Genomic DNA, 17,041 nt, shown 5'->3' on the forward strand with positions numbered 1-17,041 from the left:
CCGGTCCCAAGCCACGCAGTTTCTACCGGGCGCCCACCTGTTGAGCAGGTGGATTTCCCGATGGACTTGCGCGGCCAGCTACGGACGCTTTAGGCCCAATAAGATCGGCCATCACTTGGGCTGCCGGTATTACCGCGGCGGCTGGCACCGGTCTTGCCCAGCCCTTATTCTGGCACCGCCTTAGGGTGCCGAAAAGCACAGGCGCTATGCCTGTGCACTTGGGATCCCCCTATCGCACTGTCGTGCAGTGTAAAGGTTTCGCGCCTGCTGCGCCCCGTAGGGCCCGGAATCTTGTCTCAGATTCCGTCTCTGGGTTCTCACTCTCATGACCCATACCGATTATTGGCACGGTGGGCCGTTACCCCACCGTCTACCTAATCGGCCGCAGCCACATCCTTCGGCGCCGGAGCGTTTGGCGTACCACTCATTCCAGTGGTGGTACGGGATACACTATTAGCCTCAGTTTCCCGAGGGTATTGTGTTCCGAAGGGTAGTTTGGCCACGTGTTACTGAGCTATTCGCCACGAGTCTGAACTCGTGCGACTAGCATGGCTAAATCGGATCCCAATAGCAATGGCCTCCGGCAGGATCAACCGGAATGAATAACCTTCGAGCCTGATTCCCGGCTCGAAGGGGGTGTTGGCGGGTGTCAATCTCGGTGAAGAGGGTTGACACACCATTGCATTGGTCTGTGTGGTGTCCGGTCCATCCAGCGGCTTGGATGACACCGAACGACCACGGCTCACATCAGATCACCGCTTACGCCGGAGCGCAGGGGGCGTGATCCTCATCCTTCGCGGACCTGAACGTACCGGGCGACGGGTCATAAACCCATCGGAACGGTACTGGTCCAGCGAAACCGGGCCGAGTTGAACGGCCCGAGTCCGCGTTGCGTTCTTCGCATTTCTTCGAATGCCCGGGTTGTACTTAACCCCGTCGAACTACCGACGCCACGTCATGCGATTTCATGCCGGGAGGAGCGGCGTAACTGACCGGATCGAGCCCGAGCACAGAGAGCGCTGTCCGAGACAGTCTCTCTGTGGTGACGTAGTGATCGACTCCGTAGCGATGGGGCTACACGGTGCGGAAAACAAGAGATCGGAACCGGAACGCCCGGGGTTACTCTTCCTCGAGGTACTCGATACCCTGCTTCGAAACGTTGGCCTTCGTGATGTCGTCGAGGTCGTTGAGCCAGAAGTCCTCGTCCGCCTCGTCGACTTCCGGAGCGCTGTCCTTCCAGGCCCATCCCTCGTACTCGTGGACTTTCCGCGTCCCCTTCTCACGGAGCCGAAGGGTCGTTCGGTCCGCGTCCTCTTCAGAGGGCGCCGGCTCGAGCGTCCGGGCCGCTTTGAGTGCCGCCTGCCGCGGCATGTTCCCCGAGAACTCGCTCGGTTCCGATCCGTCCTCCTCCCGAAGGGCAAAGTTTCGCTTACCGTCTTCACGTACCATGGTTTTGCCTCCGTGTGAATCCAGCACACAGTGTGTAATAAATATATCGGGGAAATGAAAGCTGTACGGCACAATCTTTATATACGATCCCGGCCGCTGGTTGCGATTTTGCGGAGCGAAGAGAGTCGGTCGCCGCTGTCGGGGCGGAGTTGTCGAGCCGTCGCCCCCGCGCGAGCGGAGTTCCGGGAGCCGCGTGTGGTTCGAGCTCCGCCCGCTGTCGAGGGGTCGGGAGGCAGCTCCTGACGCGAACCACGCCGACTTGACTACGCAGACCGACGCGAGTGAAAGGCGGAGACCGGCGCGGAGTACGGGTAAACAACACTTATGTGTCTGCTATGGCGAAGTGCGACAAGTACACCCGCGATGGTCCGCAAAAAGAAGCTCAGCCCCAGTGGCGCCAAGGACGACGAGGGGGAGTACCACAACGTCCACGTGAACCTCCACGAGGACGAACTCGCCGTCGCCGGCATGGAGATCGGCGACGAGGTGTTCGTCCGGGTCCGAGACGGGAAGATAATCATCCAGAAGGCGGACGCCAACCCGGAGCAACTCGAACACGACTTCTGACGCGGGCGGGTGAGCGAAGTTATCGCCACGCCGAGCGACAGCGACGCGGACCGCGGTCGGCGGATTGATTGTCGCTCGTGACGACACTCAGACGATGGGCGCGTACGATCTGTTGAAGCCAGCACTGTTCCGGCTGCCGCCGGAGACGGCGCACGGACTGATCCACCGACTGCTGGGCGGAGTCCAGGGAACGCCGGTCGGCGACGCGCTCGCCGGTCGATACGTCGTCGACGACAACCGGCTCGGTGTCGACGCGTTCGGGACGGCGTTCCCGAACCCCGTGGGCGTCGCCGCCGGGTTCGATAAGAACGCGCACGTGCCGCGGGCGTTGGCGTCGCTCGGGTTCGGGCACGTCGAGGTCGGTGGCGTCACCGCGGAGCGGCAACCCGGGAACCCGCGTCCGCGGCTGTTCCGGTTGCGCGAGGACGAGGCACTCGTCAATCGGATGGGGTTCAACAACGAGGGCGCGGACAGGGTGGGCGAGCGGCTCGACCGCGACCCGCTCCCGGACGTACCGGTCGGGATCAACATCGGGAAGTCGAAGTCGACGCCGCTCGAGGAGGCCCCCGACGACTACCGCTACACGTACGAGCGCGTCGCGGACGCGGGCGACTACTTCGTCGTCAACGTCTCCAGTCCCAACACGCCGGGGCTCCGCGAGCTCCAGAACCGCGAGGCGTTGGAACGCATCCTCGGGACGCTGGACGACGCGGGCGCCGACCCCCTCCTCGTGAAGCTCTCCCCGGATCTCCCGGAGCCGGCGGTCGAGGACGCGCTCGGCGTCGTCGACGACCTCAACCTCGACGGCGTCATCGCGACGAACACGACGACGTCGCGGCCGGACTCGCTGGGGAGCCACAACCGGGCGGAGCGGGGCGGGCTCTCGGGGAAGCCCGTCGAGTCGCTCGCGACGGAGCGGATACGGTTCGTCGCGGAGCGGACGGACGTGCCCGTGATCGGCGTGGGCGGAATCTCCGACGCCGCGGGGGCGTACAAGAAGATACGCGCCGGGGCCTCGCTGGTACAGCTGTACACAGGGCTGGTCTACGAGGGCCCGAGCCTCGCGCGCGACATCAACGAAGGACTCCTCGAACTGCTCGAACGGGACGGCTTCGACTCGGTCGCGGCGGCCGTCGGCGCGGACCTATGAGCGGGTAAAAACGGAAACGAAGCCGGTTAGGCGTCGTTGCGCACGATGACGACGACGTCGTCGGCCTGAAGCAGTTCGCCCTCGCCCTGATACTGTCGCTCCTCTTCGACCGCGAACTCCTCGTCAACGAGCGTGACGCCCGCGACGCGGAGCTCGTCGTCGTCGAGCTCGTATTCCTCCTGCGCCAAGCCGGCCTCGATGTCGCCGACTTGGTCGCCGTACTTCGGACCGACGGTGGCGTAGTCGAGGTCGATCCCGGTGATCACCGTCTCGACGGGCGCGTCGCCATCGGGGTGGACCGCGAGGTCGTCGACGTGCATCACGCCGGTGATGTCGTCCTCGAAGCCGCGCACGTCGGCGTACACCTCCACCGCGTCGAGCGCGGCGGTGAGCGGGAGCTGGTTCTCGCTCTTGTACTTCCGGAGCGCGCCGACGACGGCGGTGGCGGCGGTCCCGGCGTCACGGTCGGCCTCGATCCCGAGCGGCTCGGGCCAGTCGGTGAGGTGGATCGAGTCGCTCGCGCCGTCCGCGAGTGCGGCCCCGTCGGCCGCGTCGGCGTACATGTCGTGCCACAGCTCCTCGGTGACGTGCGCGAGGAGCGGCGCGAACAGCTTCAGGAACCGGCGGTGCGCGGTCCGGAGCGTGTACGCGGCCGCGTCGTCCTCGCGCTGTTTCGCGATCTCGAGGTAGTCGTCACAGAACGTGTTCCAGAAGAAGCTCCGGAGCTCGTCGCGCGCCTTCGAGAACGCGCGGTCGTCGAGGAGGTCGGTGAGGCGCTCGACCTCGGCGTCGAGCTCCGCGAGGAGCCAGCGGTCGAGCTCGCGGAGGCCGTCCTCAGGCTCGGCCGGGAACGGCTCAGGCGCGAGGGACTCGACGAGCTTCGAGGCGTTCCACAGCTTCCGGATCAGCTTCTCGCCCGCGCGGAGGTCCTTCTCCTTGAACGGGAAGTCGTCGCCGACGGCGGTACCGGCCGCCCAGTAGCGCGTGGCGTCGACGGGGAACTCCTCGAGGACCGCCTCGGGCTCGACGACGTTGCCGACGGACTTCGACATCTTCTCGCGGTTCTCGTCGAGGACGTGCCCGTTGATCATCGTCTCGTCGAACGGGACCTCGCCGGTGTGCTCGTAGCACTTCACCAGAGTGTGGAACAGCCAGAAGCTGATGATGTCGTGGCCCTGCGGCCGGAGGTCGAACTGGTACAGCTCCGGGCGCTCCATGGTGAATTCTTCTGCCTCATCGTCCCAGTCCCATCCGGCGTTGATCAGGGGCGTGAGGCTGGAGGTGGCCCACGTGTCGAGCACGTCGTCCTCGGGCTCGAACGCGTCGTGACCGCACTCCGGACAGGCGTCGACCGGCGGGTCGTCGGAGAGCGGGTCGACCGGGAGGTCGGCCTTGTCTGCGACGACGACCTCTCCGCAGTCCTCGCAGTACCACACGGGGAACGGGATCCCGGAGGAGCGCTGGCGGGAGATGAGCCAGTCCCACTGGAGCCCCTCGACCCAGTGTTCGTACCGGGTGAACATCTTCTCGGGGGACCACTCCATCTCGCGGCCGACCGCGAGGTACTCGTCCGTCTTGTCGAGCATCTCGATGTACCACTGCTCGGTGACGAGGAACTCGACGCTCGTCCCGCAGCGCTCGTGAACGTTGACCGTGTGGGTGATGTCGCGGCGGTCGAGCAGCGCGCCCGCCTCGTCGAGGTCCTCGACGATGGCCTGGCCGGCCTCGTCGGCGTGGAGCCCCTCGTACGCCTCGGCGACGCCGGTCATGTGGCCGGACTCGTCGATGGCGACCCGGAGGTCCAAGTCGTGGACCTGGTACCACTCGATGTCGTTCTGGTCGCCGAACGTACAGCACATCACGATGCCGGAGCCGGTCTCCATGTCGACGCGCTCGTCGGCGATGATCGGCACCTCGTGGCCGAACAGCGGTACCTCGGCGGACTCGCCGACGAGGTCCCGGTTCTCGTCGTCATCCGGGTGGACGAAGACGGCGACGCACGCGGGGAGGAGCTCGGGCCGCGTCGTCGAGATGACGAACTCGGCCGGAAGGTCGTCGTCCGCGTCGGCCCCGACCACGGGGAACGCGATGTCGTTGAAGTGGCTCCCCTGTTCGTCGTCCTCGGTCTCGACCTGCGAGATGGCGGTCTCGCACTCGGGACACCAGATCGCGGGGGCCTTCTCGCGGTACTCCCGGCCCTGCTCGTACAGGTCGAGGAACGAGAGCTGCGAGACGCGCTGGACGCGCGGTTCGATCGTCTGGTAGGTGTGATTCCAGTCGACCGACACCCCGAGCGACTGGACGTTCTCGGTGAACTGCTCCTCGTAGTCGGCGCAGACCTCCCGGCACTTCGCCTGGAACTCGCGCCGCTCGAAGTCCTGGTGCCGGATGTCGAGTTCGTCCTCGGTGAGCCGCTCGGAGGCGATGCCATTGTCGTCGTAGCCGAACGGGAAGAACGTCTCGCCGCCGTTCATCCGCTCGAAGCGCGCGACGAAGTCCTGGAGGGTGAACCCGTACAGGTGGCCCATGTGGAGGCTCCCCGATACCGTCGGCGGGGGCGTGTCGATAGAGAAGACGGTGTTCGGGTCGACCGGGTCGTCGTCGGAATAGGCGTACGTCTCCTCGTCGACCCATCGCCGCTGCCAGCGCGGCTCGACGGCGTCGGGGTCGTACTCACCACTGGGCATTTCGGTCACACGTTCCGCCGGTTCCCCCTTAACGGCCTCGGTTGTGTGGGGCGGCGCGGACGGAGGCCGCGGTCTGCGGCCGTCAGACCGTGTCGTCGACGTCGTGCTCCGCGGCCATCCTCGACGCCTCGGACGCGAACCGCTCGACCTCGTCCGCCGGGGTCTCGCCCAGCGCGGTCTCGTCGACGTCGCGGCCGGCGGTGATCCCGCCGCCCGTGACGAGCCGCTGTTCGGCCAGCTCCTTCATGTGCATCCGCTCGCCGTCCTCGGTGGCGTAGGTGAGCCGCACGAGCCCCTTCGAGTCGAACTGCCGGTCGACGAGCCAGACCGTGGTCATACGCGGCGATGGGTGCCTCCGCGAGTTAAAAAGGACGGTCGCCCGCTGGGACCCGGACAGGGATTGGTGTCGGAGAGGGGTTGGGGAGGTATGAGGCTGCGGTGCTGGGTGAGATTTAAACGGGTAGGCGAGGGGGCGCCGTAGGCGACGTAAGCACCGCAGAGAGCGACCGAAGTGAGCGACCGAGGAGCACAGCGAGTGTACGACTCCCTCCCAGCTGGGGCTTTGGAGGTGGTTTCGACGGATCCGGTTTGGGAGTCGCTGGAGTCCCGCGAGTCTCGCCGTCACCGCTTTGTATCGGCTCGCCGAACAGACGGTCATGTACGTGGAGTTCGACCGCGACACCTGCGTCGGGATGTACCAGTGCGTCGCCGAGTGGGACGCCTTCGACAAGAACCTGAACGACGGGAAGGCCGATCTAGAAGGCAGCACCGAGGAGGAGGAGGACCTGTTCGTCGTCGAGGTGCCCGACGGGGAGGAGTTCGACGCGAAGTTCGCGGCGCGGGTCTGCCCGGTCGACGCCATCGAGGTGTACGACGACGACGGCGAGCAGGTGGTGTGACGCCGCCGGTCGCCGTACGGGACGCCCACGCGATCCGGGTTAGAGGTGGTCGGCCACGTCCTCGGCGAAGTACGTCACGATCAGGTCCGCACCCGCGCGCTTGAGCGAGACGAGCGACTCCAGCGCGGTCGCCTCCAGGTCGAGCCACCCCTTCTCCGCGGCGGCGTGGAGCATCGCGTACTCTCCGGAGACGTTGTACGCCGCGATCGGTCGGTCGAACTCGCGCCGGAGGTCGCCGACGATGTCGAGATAGGGGAGTCCAGGCTTCACCATCAGCACGTCCGCGCCCTGCTCGGCGTCGAGCCGCGCCTCGCGGAGCGCCTCCCGCCGGTTCGCGGGGTCCATCTGGTAGTGCCGGCGGTCGCCGAACGCCGGCGCGCCGTCCGCGGCGTCGCGGAACGGACCGTAGAACGCCGACTCGTACTTCGCGGCGTAGCTCAGGATAGCGACCTCCTCGTGGCCCGCGGCGTCGAGCGCCTCGCGGATCGCCCCGACCTGGCCGTCGGTCATCGCCGAGGGGGCGACCACGTCCGCGCCCGCGTCGGCCTGCGAGACCGCGGTGCGCGCGAGCAGGTCGAGGGTCGGGTCGTTCTTCACCGTGAGCGTCGGGTCCGCCTCAGCCCCCTCCTCGATAACGCCGCAGTGGCCGTGGTCGGTGTACTCGCAGAGGCAGACGTCGCCGATCACGGTGACGTCGGTCTCGGCGTCGATCCGGCGTATCGCGCGTTGGACGACGCCGTCCTCGGCGTACGCGCGGCTCCCCTCGGGGTCTTTCGATTCGGGAACGCCGAAGAGGATCACGGCCTCGACGCCCGTCTCGCGGATCTCCGCGACGCGGTCGACCGCCTCGTCGACCGGCACGCGCTCGTGGCCGGGCATCGTCTCGATGGGGACGCGCTCGTCGGTCGTCGCGTCGACGAACACCGGCGCGACCAGATCCGACGCCGAGAGGGCGGTCTCGGCGACGAGCGGGCGGACGCCGTCGGTCCGGAGTCGGCGTGGACGGTCCGTGAGGTCCATACCAGGCGTTCGGGTCCCGCCGACTTTTAGCGTTCGTCTCCGCGCGACTACTCGGAGGACTCGATGTCGATCCGGTCGCGGAGCTCCGCCAGCTCGTCCGACTCGGCGAGCTCCTCGACGCGCTGTTTGAAGTGGGACTCGCAGAGCCCGACGACCACGCCGCGCTGCTCGGCCTCGTACGTGGCCTCCCGATCGCAGTAGTGACACCGCATGGCCAGTACTCCGGTCGGCGCGGGCTTAATCTTGTTCGTCGGGCGTCGGGGCCGAGGGCTCTCCGGCCCCGAGCACCTCGACCGGGACCGGCTCGGGGAGCCGATCGCGGACGGGGGCAAACGCGGACGCGGTCAAACCCGCGACGCCGAGCGTCCGCTCGTGCGCGTCCGTGCCCCCGGTCCGGAGCAGGTCGGCCTCGCCGGCGACACGGTCGATCCGCGCGTCGTCGACGGCGCGGCCGTACGGGTAGAACCGCTCGACCGCGTCGATCGCGGCCGACTCGCGGGCAACGTCGAGCGCCTCGTCGACGCACTCGTAGCGGAAGGGGTGGGCGAGCCCGACGAGCGCGCAGGCGTCGTCGAGGAGGGAGAGCCCCTCGTCGAGCGGCGTCACGTCGCGCGCGACGTAGCACGGGCCGTCGTTTCCGATCAGCTCGTCGAACGCGCCGGCGTAGTCGTAGGGCGCGTCCGACTCGTTGATGGCCCGCGCGATGTGCGGTCGCCCTAGTCCGGCGCGCGGCTCCACGCCGAGGTCGACGTCCAGTCGCTCCTCGACCGCGTCGAGGATGGCCGCGCCGCGCTCCCGGCGGTCGCGCTGGAGGCGGTCGATCTCCGCGTCGAGGGCGTCAGTGTGTTCGACGCCGTAGCCGAGAAGGTCGAGCCGCTCGAACCCGGCGTCGACCCGGAGTTCGATTCCGCGGACGATCCGGACCCCGTCGCGCTCGACGACCGGCGCGTCGATCCCGGGGTGGACGCGGTCGTGGTCGGTGACGGCGACCCAGTCGACGCCGGCCTCGCGGGCGGCCGCGGGTACCTCGTCGATCGTCAGCGTGCCGTCGGAGACGTCGGTGTGCGCGTGGAGGTCGGCGACGACCGGATCCGCTGAGTTTGGGGGCATGACCGTCGGTAGCGCCGCCCGACACTAAGCGACGGCGGTCCGTCGAGGGGCCAGTCCAGGGGTCGTATAAGGTCGTATAAGGTATCCCCTCCGACTAAGGTCGTACATGGACAATCATTAACAACCATCGCTGGCTCTGACCTGTTGATGCGCTTGAACGGCGTCGACGACCGACTCGAACGGCACCAGTACCCGACCACCTCTGAGGAGATCATCGCGGCTCACGGAAACGCGACCGTAGAGCTCGCGAACGGGTCCGAGCGGCTCGGCGACGTCTTGGAGCGGTTCGGCGAGCAGACGTTCGAGGACCCGGAGGACGTGTTCACCACGCTCCGGGCGGGCGTCTGTCACCGAGGGGTCGGTCGTCGGTTCTACTCGGACCGCGACCCGACCACCGACGCGGAGGACGGACCGACGCCGGTCTCGTTCTGACACGGCGAACCGACCGGCGATCCATACCCTTTCTCGAGACCCGAACCCGGAGCGACGCGGCTACGAAACGCCGTCGACGACCCCGGAGAGGTCAACCGGGACCGACCCCTTCCGGTAGCCCTCGATCGATCCGTCCGGCTCGGCGCGGTACACGACCGCGGGCTTGTGCCGGACCGCGGGTTCGTTCTCGCGCACGGCGGCCCACTCGTCGGCGGGGAACGACGAGCAGTCGACGAACAACGTGACACCGCCGGCGTGGGCCGCGAGCTGTCCGCTGGTCTTCGTCTCGGCGGTGTCGCGGACGGCCGCGACGGGGTCGTTCGCGGAGCGACCGGCGGTCGGCTGCGGCCGCGTCACCTCGACGAGGTGGCCGGTCCCGGTGTCGGGCTCCGTCGCGCGGAAGTCGAGCGAGTGGCCCGTCGTCACCTCGATCTCCGGCGTTATCTCGTAGCCCGCCCGCGTGAGGATCCGAGCCGCGGTGAACTCGGCTATCGCCGCGCTCATCCGGACGAGGTCCTGCGAGGCGGACGTCCCGAGCTTCCCCGCCATCACCTCGCGGTGGTCGTCGAGGATCCCCGGCCGGAGCGTCTCCTCGACGAAGCCGGTCGCCGCGTCGCGGGTCGCGTCCGGGAACCCGGCGGCGTGGTCGCGGAAGAACGCCCGGCTCGTCTCGGCGCCGTCCTTCGAACAGAACACGGGGAGGAAGAACCACGAGACGTGCGGGTAGTCGGCCAGCCACGGCTCGTCGTCGTGGAGCCCGGCGAGTAGCTCCCGCTGCGCCCACCGCGAGACCGGATAGGGGGCCTCGTCGAACCCGTACTTGTCCGTCCGCCAGAGCTCGCTCGGCGTCTCCGTGTTGCCTAGCCAGTAGCCCGCCGGGCCCCCGCCGGCGTCGGCAGGCGGGTCGGCGTCGTCGTCGGTCCAGCAGAACAGCGCGAAGGACCCGTCGTCCATGTCGAACCGACGTGCCTCGTAGCCGGGCGGCGGCGCGAACCACGGGTCGCCGGCGGTCGCCCCGAGATTGTCGTCGAGGGGGCGACCGAGCTGCGAGCGGACCCGATCCGGGGTCCACCGGCCGGACGAGCGCCTGAAGCGGAGCGGTTGTGCCACGGGCGTGAGGTATCACGTCGCGGGGTTAATCGATTCCGGTGAACTGGGCCGAACATTCATCATTGATGACACATTTACCAACAAGTATATTACAGGAAACAGCCAAGTGTAGTCGTACCATGTCAATGGGTGCCTATGACGAGGCCGAACACGAGCGTCGCGAGAAGAAGACCAGCGAAGTCGACGCGGACTTCGACGCGGAGCGCCCCGAGTACTCCGGTTCGCTGACCTACGACTCGGGCGACTCCACGGAGGCACTCCTCGACAAGTTCGAAGAGCTCCAGGGGAAGTGACGCGGCCGCGGCGACGCCGCGCCTTCTAATTCCGTTCTCGAACGCCGATAGCGGCTGCGCTGTCGAGGGCAGACGATCGGAAGTCGAGTCGCGTTCGGGAAGGGCGGGCGGTTGCGTCTCAGGTGAGCAGGATGGCCGCGCCGCAGACGAGCGCGACCGCGATGACGTGTCCGACGACCGCGCCGAGCAGCACGGGCTCGGTGAGGAGGAACGGGACGAGCGCCAGTTGGATCACGGAGAACCCGATGTTCTCGGCGTCGAGCCGCCGGACCGTCGACCGCTCGTCGGGCGAGAGGTCGACGTGGACCGCGCGCCACAGCGCGACGACGGCGCTCCACCACGAGGTGCCGATGCGGTACGTCAGGTCCCAGAGGACGAGCAAGGTGAGGTAGACGACGGGGATCGGCGGGTCCGCGCCGAACAGCCGGTCGATGAGGGTGCCGTCCCACGCGAACAGGTACGTCACGAGGGCGATGAACGCCAGTACGCCCAACACGATCTCGATGCTCGACCCGAACAGCAGCCGCTTGTGTTCGGGCGGGGTCCCGAGCAGGCGGTTCTTCGCGCCCAGCCGGTGCATCTCGACGCTGCCGATCGCGGCGATGACGACGGCGACGGTCCCGGCGATCACGGCGTCCCACGTCCCGTAGTACCAGCCGAGGCCCAACACGCCGACCTCGAAGATGGCGAACTGGAGCGCGACCGCCAGCGTGCGCGGGACGTCGAGCCCCGGGATCCCGCCGACGAGGCTCTCGTACACCCACGTCTCGCCGTACTCTCGGCTCACGGCGATACCCCGGGCAGCGCGCTCAGTCGCGACGCCTCCGCGTTCCGCGACTCGGTCAGGGCGCGGGCGACCCCAAGCTCGAACGGAGTGCGCTCGATCGGGACGGACTCGCGGATCCGGTCGTCCTCGACGATCACTGTGTTCCGGAGCCCCTCGACCAGCGACCGGGCGAGGTATGGGTTCACGTCGGTGACGAGCCGGAGCCACCGGGCCGACAGCTCCGGGCTCAACACGGGCACCCTGACGATCCGGAGCCCCCCGCCGAGCTGTCGCCTGGTTCGGCGGAGGATCTCGGCGTAGGTCAGGACCTCCGGCCCCCCGATCTCGAACGTCTCGCCCGCGGTGTCGGGCGCGTCGAGGACGCCGGCGAGGTACGCGACCACGTCGGCTATCGCGATCGGCTGGCACAGCGTGTCGACCCACTTCGGGGTGATCATCACGGGGAGCCGCCGCGCGAGGCCGGCGACCACCTCGAAGCTCGCGCTGCCGGCGCCGATGATGATCGCGGCCCGGAGCGTCGTGAGCGCCGGGTCGCCGTCGCCGAGGATCCGCTCGACCTCGCGGCGCGACCGGAGGTGTTCGGAGAGCTCCTCGCGGTCCTCGCCGAGCCCGCCGAGGTAGACGATCCGCCCGATCCCCGCGTCGGAGGCGGCCTCGACGAAGTTGGTCGCGCAGTTCCGGTCGCGTTCCTCGTACCCGGGGCCGCCGTCCATCGAATGGACGAGGTAGTACGCGGCGTCGACGGTCTCGCCGTCGAGTTCGAACGCCGGCGGCAGCGTGTCCGGTTCCAGGAGGTCGCCCTCGACGACGGTGACGCCGTCGGGAGGCGCGTAGCCGTCGGCGTCGCGGACGAGCGCGACCACATCGTGGCCGCGGGAGAGGAGTGCCGGGATGAGCCGACTCCCGACGAATCCGGTCGCACCGGTGACGAGCACTCGCATACCGTTCACTCGGGCGGAACGACCATAAGCCTCGGCCCGCCCGGAGCGGCGAGACGACCTGACGAGGGCGCGAGCCGCCGCCGAACGGGACGCCCCGCGGACCGATCGCTAGAAGTGGCCCCGGGTTCCTCGTCCGGTATGCGCGCAGGCGAGTTCGAACCGGTCCGCGGCGTCGAGGACCTCTACGTCCACGACACCGGCATGTTCGACACCGACGAGTACGGCGCGGTCTACGTGTACGACGCCGAGCGACCGATCGTGATCGACACCGGGACGGGGGCGAACCGCGGGGCGCTCTTCGAGAGCGTCGCCGAGATCGGGATCGATCGCGATGAACTGGCGTGGATCCTTCCAACCCACGCCCACCTCGACCACGCGGGCGGCGCGGGCTACCTCGCCGAGCGGTACCCGAACGCGACGGTCAGGGTGCCGGAGAAGGGCGTCCGCCACCTCGTCGACCCCGGGGCGCTGGTCGCAGGGACCAAGTCGGCGGTCGGCGATCAGTGGGAACACTACGCGGAGCCGAAGCCGGTGCCCGACGACCGGATCGAGGGCGTCGGCGAGGGCGACCGGATCGACCTGGGCGACCGCGAGCTCGTCGTCCGGGACGCCCCGGGGCACGCGCCCCACCACGCCGTCTACCACGACCCCGACGCGGGCGTCGTGTTCGCCGCCGACGCCGCGGGGATCTACGTTCCCGAGGTCGACGCCGTGACGCCGACGACCCCGCCGCCGCAGTTCGACTTTGAGCAGTGCCTCGACGACATCCGACTGATCGAGGACCTCGACCCCGACACGATCTGTTTCGGCCACTTCGGGCCGCGGCGCTGCGACGCCGACCTGCTCGGCGAGGCGAAGCGGGCGTACGTCGAGTGGGTCGAGCGCGTCCGGGAGAAGCGCGCCGAACTCGGCGACGACGAGGCGGTCGCCGAGCACTTCGAGGCGGTGAGCCGCGACATCGACTACTGGAACCCCGAGCGGGCGCGAGCAAACACGAGCCTGAACGCTCGCGGCGTGTTGACGTACCTTGATCGCGTCGACGACGCGGCGTGAGCCCGCGGGACGGTGCGGCGCGGAGCGCGCGGAGTCGAGAGAAACGCCCTAAACCCCGCCGCACGTAGACAGGAGACAGATGGGCATCTTCGACACGATACGGGCCGTGCTCGGGACCAGCGCCGAGACCGACGCGACCCGCGAGGCGGACCCCGAGGACCTCTTCGGGATGTCGACCGCCTACATGACGATGGAGGCGGACCTCGGCTACGACCACTGCGGCGAGGCCGCGCTCTGCTTCTCTGGCGTCGACAGCACCCGCTTCGACGAGGCGGTCGAGACCGTCGAGGCCATCCTAGAGGCCGGCGAGATCGACACCGGTACCGGCTTCCACCGGTACGAGGACGACCACGGCTACCAGTGGTTCGTCCTTGAGGACGACGACCCCGAGGACCTGGTGACGAGCGTCCACTTCGCGGCCGACCAGTTCATCGAGGAGGGGTTCGGCTCGCGGCTGCTCGCGGCCGTGTTCGGCTTCGAGAACGACGACGGCCCGGCGTACTGGATCTACTCGTTCCGGCGCGGGGCGTACTACCCGTTCGCGCCGCGGGGGACGGACGACCGGAGCCAGCAGGTCGAGTTCAAGCTCCAGTCGGTCCTCGACGGCGAACTCGGTCTAGAGGACGACGAGTCGTACTGGTACCCGCTGTGGCCGGACGCACGCGGAAACCATCCGTGGGAGTGAGGCCTCGATGAGCGCTGACACCGAGCCGGGCGGGGCGGACCCGAGTCGAGGCGAGGGGACCGCCGGCCGCGACACCGCGAGAAAGCGCCTCCTCCAGTGGGTCGCCGTCCAGGCCACGGTCGTCGCCGCGGCGGTCCACCTCCTGTGGGCGTGGCCGCGGCTCGGCTCGCCCCCGGACGCCCGCCCGTACCTGTTCGTCGCCGGGAGCGCGCTCGCTGTAACCGTCGCGGTCGCGACGCTGCGGGCCGGCGAGTACCGCCGGCTCTACGCGCTCGGCGCGGGGACGCTGGGGACGTTCCTCGGCGGGTTCCTCGTGTGGCACGGGACGGGCGCGGCGGCGGCGCTCGCGGCGGAGCCGCTCGCGGTCGTCGCGGCGATCGTCGAGGTCGTCGGATTCGCCGGCTACCTCGCACTGTTCCGGCTCGCGCCGCCGACGAGCGTCGTCGTCGACCGCCGACGCGAGGAAGAGCCCGACCCGGAGGACCGGACGCCGTGAGCGACGCGTACCGGACCGTGGCCGAGCGCGCGACCGCGCGGTTCGAGGTCCAGGGGTCGGAGTTCCTCGGCCACGTCGCGCCCGTCGACACGGTCGAGGGGGCCGAGTCGTTCGTCGAGGCAGTCGGGAGCGAGTACGCCGACGCGACACACAACGTGCCCGCGTACCGGGTCCCGGCGGGCGAACCCACAGAGCGAGCGCCGGGGTCGGAGCCGATGCTCAGGGAGTACTCCTCCGACGACGGCGAGCCGACCGGCTCCGCCGGGAAGCCGGCGCTGAACGTGCTCCAGCAGCGCGAGGTCCGGAACGTCGTCGCGGTGGTGACCCGGTACTACGGAGGGACGAACCTCGGCGTCGGGGGGCTCGCTCGCGCGTACTCGCGCGCCGTGAAGGACGGCGTCGACGCGGCGGGAGTGACCGAGGAGCGTCCGCACCGGACGCTCGTCGTCGAGACCGAGTACGACGACTCGGGGACGGTCCGCGGGGTGATCGAGTCGACGGGTGTCGAGTTCGACGCCGACTACGGCGAGCGCGTCCGCTTCGACCTCCGGGTGCCGGTCGCGGAGGTCGAGGCGCTCCGCGAGCGGCTCAACGACGCGACGAGCGGTCGGGTCGAGATCGGTCGATAGCGTCGGAAGGGCTCGTTCGTTCCGGGTCGGCTCACGAGAACTTCCGGACGGTCATGTCGAGCGTATCGAGGTCGAGGATCGGCGCGTAGCCGGCGTCAGGGTCGATGTTGACGGACTGCTGGAAGTCGGTCTGGGCCTGCCAGCAGCCGGAGTTGACCGCGAGCACGTTGTGATACTTCCCCCAGCCGAGCTTGTGGACGTGGCCGGTGTGGAACACGTCGGGCACGTCCTCGATGACGAGGTAGTCGCGCTCCTCGGGCGCGACGCGGGTGTGCCCGCCGAACTGCGGCGCGACGTGGCGCTTCTTCAGCAACTGGTACATCGCCTTGTGCGGCTCGTCGTAGCTCGCCTTCTCTTCGGGGAGCTCCGCGATCACCTCGTCGAGCGAGACGCCGTGATACATCAGCACCTCGACGCCCTCGACGGAGACCGTCGCCGGGTTCGAGACGATCCGCGCGTCGTGGACGTCCATGATCTCGCGGATCTCGTCGTTGAACCCGGGCTGCGGCTCCGCGAGCCGGACCGCGTCGTGGTTGCCCGGGATCATCACAATCTCGGTGTCCGCCGGCACCTCCTTGAGGTGTTCGGCGAAGACCTCGTACTGCTCGTAGATGTCGACGATGTCCAGCTCGTCGTCCTGATTCGGGTAGACGCCGACGCCCTCGACCATGTCGCCCGCGAGCAGCAGGTACTCGACGGGGTCGGCCTCGGGCGTATGGAGCCAGTCCGTGAACTCGTGCCACGCGTCGGCCATGAACTCGTCGCTGCCGACGTGGACGTCGGAGATCAGCGCGGCCTGAACGTGGCGGTCGGCCCCGCCGGGGTCGTGCGTCCGGGGGACGTCCGGGAAGTGGAGCGAGTCGGCGAAGAGGATCCCGGCGTCGTCGGCGAGGGTCCCCTCGACCGCGACGCACTCGTCCAACAGGATCTCGTCGACGACGTCGGCGAGCCCCTTGTCCTTCATCACGAGGGCCGGGAAGGTTCCGGTCGTGTCCTCCAGTTCGACCAGCCAGTGGCCGGACTTCGTGGAGCGCACGTCGTTGACGAGGCCGATCATCGCGGCGTCGCTGCCGCCGGGCATGTTCGCGATCGCCTCGGCCGGCCGGTGGTTGACGCGGCCGCGGAGGATCTTCGAGAGTCGCTCGTAGCGGTCCCGGAACGTCGTGACGAAGTCGCTGTACTCGCCGGTCCCGGTGCTGTGACCGGTCATGTCGTTGCCGACCGACAGATCGCGGAGGTCGGGATCGCGGGATCGCTCGGTGTCCGGCGTCTCCGCGGGGTCGACAGTGGGAGTGTCGCGAGCAGTAGTGTCGACAGCGGAACCACCGGTCGCGGATGTGTCGGCGGTCGCCGCGTCCGCGGCGGCGGCCGCCCCGGTGTCGGTCGTCGGGTCGGAAGCCGGTTCGACACGCGCCGCGTCTTCGGCCCCGGACCCCTTCGTTTCAACTGGAGATTCTCCGGTCTCGTCGGGAGCAACGCCCGATCTGTCGGTGTCGGCAATCGCGTCGCGGACGTGGTCGGCCGTGATCCGGAGCGCGTCGTCCGGGGCGTGGTCGACCGCGGCCGCGACCGCCGCGGCCGGGTCCGCCGCGCCCGCGAGCAGGGTGACTGCCTCGCGCTCGGCGTTGTAGCCGCGCTGGGCGAGGGCCTTCGCGATCCGGGCGTTCGACTCCAGCGGCACGCTACCCGAAAGGGGAGTAGCCGGCAAAACCGTTCCGGACGGCGCGGGGCGA

Annotated in this window: 19 protein-coding genes and 1 rRNA gene; 9 read left to right on the plus strand and 11 right to left on the minus strand. The window is 68.8% G+C overall.

Annotated features, from left to right (window positions below; all coding sequences use genetic code 11):
• Positions 1-600, minus strand: a 16S ribosomal RNA gene (locus tag ABNG04_RS15495); the annotation flags it as partial.
• Between the two features lie 519 nt (positions 601-1,119).
• A complete protein-coding gene (locus ABNG04_RS15500) occupies positions 1,120-1,449 on the minus strand; it encodes a non-histone chromosomal MC1 family protein (protein ID WP_297886594.1) in 330 nt (109 codons plus the stop codon).
• Positions 1,450-1,812: 363 nt separating this feature from the next.
• Here ABNG04_RS15500 and ABNG04_RS15505 point away from each other — a divergent pair, with 363 nt between their 5' ends.
• The gene (locus ABNG04_RS15505) at positions 1,813-2,016 is read left to right on the plus strand and encodes a hypothetical protein (protein WP_049931938.1); all 204 of its coding nucleotides are present in this window, start codon (positions 1,813-1,815) and stop codon (positions 2,014-2,016) included.
• A gap of 94 nt (positions 2,017-2,110) precedes the next feature.
• A complete protein-coding gene (locus ABNG04_RS15510; protein ID WP_371163288.1) occupies positions 2,111-3,166 on the plus strand; it encodes a quinone-dependent dihydroorotate dehydrogenase in 1,056 nt (351 codons plus the stop codon).
• Positions 3,167-3,192: 26 nt separating this feature from the next.
• On the opposite strand, the gene ABNG04_RS15515 is transcribed toward ABNG04_RS15510, so the two are convergent.
• Together ABNG04_RS15515 and ABNG04_RS15520 are read right to left on the minus strand one after the other, a co-directional pair.
• Entirely contained in the window at positions 3,193-5,853 is a 2,661-nt protein-coding gene (locus tag ABNG04_RS15515; RefSeq protein ID WP_371163445.1) for a valine--tRNA ligase, read from the minus strand.
• Between the two features lie 82 nt (positions 5,854-5,935).
• Positions 5,936-6,190 (minus strand): DUF7967 family protein, encoded by a 255-nt coding sequence (locus ABNG04_RS15520; RefSeq protein WP_371163289.1) that lies wholly within the window; start codon positions 6,188-6,190, stop codon positions 5,936-5,938.
• Between the two features lie 319 nt (positions 6,191-6,509).
• On the opposite strand from ABNG04_RS15520, the gene ABNG04_RS15525 reads away from it, so the two are divergent.
• Positions 6,510-6,752 carry a ferredoxin gene (locus tag ABNG04_RS15525; protein WP_371163290.1) on the plus strand — a complete coding sequence of 81 codons (243 nt, stop codon included), beginning with the start codon at positions 6,510-6,512 and terminating at the stop codon, positions 6,750-6,752.
• A gap of 39 nt (positions 6,753-6,791) precedes the next feature.
• On the opposite strand, the gene hemB is transcribed toward ABNG04_RS15525, so the two are convergent.
• From hemB to ABNG04_RS15540, 3 genes are read right to left on the minus strand one after another with little or no spacing between them, the layout of a single operon-like run.
• Complete coding sequence (gene hemB, locus ABNG04_RS15530) at positions 6,792-7,772, minus strand: porphobilinogen synthase (RefSeq protein WP_371163291.1); 981 nt, start codon at positions 7,770-7,772, stop codon at positions 6,792-6,794.
• 47 nt (positions 7,773-7,819) lie between these two features.
• Entirely contained in the window at positions 7,820-7,984 is a 165-nt protein-coding gene (locus ABNG04_RS15535) for a DUF6757 family protein (protein ID WP_006114727.1), read from the minus strand.
• Between the two features lie 25 nt (positions 7,985-8,009).
• On the minus strand, positions 8,010-8,882 hold the full coding sequence (locus ABNG04_RS15540; protein WP_371163292.1) for a PHP domain-containing protein: 873 nt from the start codon (positions 8,880-8,882) through the stop codon (positions 8,010-8,012).
• Positions 8,883-9,029: 147 nt separating this feature from the next.
• On the opposite strand from ABNG04_RS15540, the gene ABNG04_RS15545 reads away from it, so the two are divergent.
• Positions 9,030-9,314, plus strand: a complete 285-nt coding sequence (locus ABNG04_RS15545; RefSeq protein WP_371163293.1) for a DUF5789 family protein — start codon at positions 9,030-9,032, stop codon at positions 9,312-9,314.
• Positions 9,315-9,374: 60 nt separating this feature from the next.
• On the opposite strand, the gene ABNG04_RS15550 is transcribed toward ABNG04_RS15545, so the two are convergent.
• The gene (locus ABNG04_RS15550) at positions 9,375-10,424 is read right to left on the minus strand and encodes a DUF5784 family protein (protein WP_371163294.1); all 1,050 of its coding nucleotides are present in this window, start codon (positions 10,422-10,424) and stop codon (positions 9,375-9,377) included.
• A gap of 125 nt (positions 10,425-10,549) precedes the next feature.
• Between ABNG04_RS15550 and ABNG04_RS15555 the strand changes: the two genes are divergently transcribed.
• The gene (locus tag ABNG04_RS15555) at positions 10,550-10,717 is read left to right on the plus strand and encodes a DUF5786 family protein (RefSeq protein WP_004599209.1); all 168 of its coding nucleotides are present in this window, start codon (positions 10,550-10,552) and stop codon (positions 10,715-10,717) included.
• Between the two features lie 118 nt (positions 10,718-10,835).
• Here the strand turns inward: ABNG04_RS15555 and ABNG04_RS15560 are convergent, their stop codons facing one another.
• Both ABNG04_RS15560 and ABNG04_RS15565 read right to left on the minus strand, forming a co-directional pair.
• Positions 10,836-11,504, minus strand: coding sequence for a DUF7530 family protein (locus tag ABNG04_RS15560; RefSeq protein WP_371163295.1), 669 nt, complete (start codon positions 11,502-11,504; stop codon positions 10,836-10,838).
• Positions 11,501-12,445 carry an NAD(P)H-binding protein gene (locus ABNG04_RS15565; protein ID WP_371163296.1) on the minus strand — a complete coding sequence of 315 codons (945 nt, stop codon included), beginning with the start codon at positions 12,443-12,445 and terminating at the stop codon, positions 11,501-11,503. The genes ABNG04_RS15560 and ABNG04_RS15565 overlap by 4 nt, the downstream gene beginning before the upstream one ends.
• Before the next feature lie 138 nt (positions 12,446-12,583).
• Between ABNG04_RS15565 and ABNG04_RS15570 the strand changes: the two genes are divergently transcribed.
• The 4 genes from ABNG04_RS15570 (at position 12,584) to ABNG04_RS15585 (ending at position 15,308) form a co-directional block, all read left to right on the plus strand.
• Positions 12,584-13,498 (plus strand): MBL fold metallo-hydrolase, encoded by a 915-nt coding sequence (locus ABNG04_RS15570; protein ID WP_371163297.1) that lies wholly within the window; start codon positions 12,584-12,586, stop codon positions 13,496-13,498.
• A gap of 79 nt (positions 13,499-13,577) precedes the next feature.
• A complete protein-coding gene (pspAB, locus tag ABNG04_RS15575) occupies positions 13,578-14,183 on the plus strand; it encodes a PspA-associated protein PspAB (protein ID WP_371163298.1) in 606 nt (201 codons plus the stop codon).
• 7 nt (positions 14,184-14,190) lie between these two features.
• Positions 14,191-14,679, plus strand: coding sequence for a hypothetical protein (locus ABNG04_RS15580; protein WP_371163299.1), 489 nt, complete (start codon positions 14,191-14,193; stop codon positions 14,677-14,679).
• On the plus strand, positions 14,676-15,308 hold the full coding sequence (locus tag ABNG04_RS15585) for an IMPACT family protein (RefSeq protein WP_371163300.1): 633 nt from the start codon (positions 14,676-14,678) through the stop codon (positions 15,306-15,308). The genes ABNG04_RS15580 and ABNG04_RS15585 overlap by 4 nt, the downstream gene beginning before the upstream one ends.
• 31 nt (positions 15,309-15,339) lie before the next feature.
• On the opposite strand, the gene ABNG04_RS15590 is transcribed toward ABNG04_RS15585, so the two are convergent.
• A complete protein-coding gene (locus tag ABNG04_RS15590; protein ID WP_371163301.1) occupies positions 15,340-16,989 on the minus strand; it encodes a DNA-directed DNA polymerase II small subunit in 1,650 nt (549 codons plus the stop codon).
• Positions 16,990-17,041: the final 52 nt, after the last annotated feature.

The organism is Halorubrum miltondacostae (assembly GCF_041379815.1).
GTDB classification, from domain to species: Archaea; Halobacteriota; Halobacteria; order Halobacteriales; family Haloferacaceae; genus Halorubrum; species Halorubrum miltondacostae.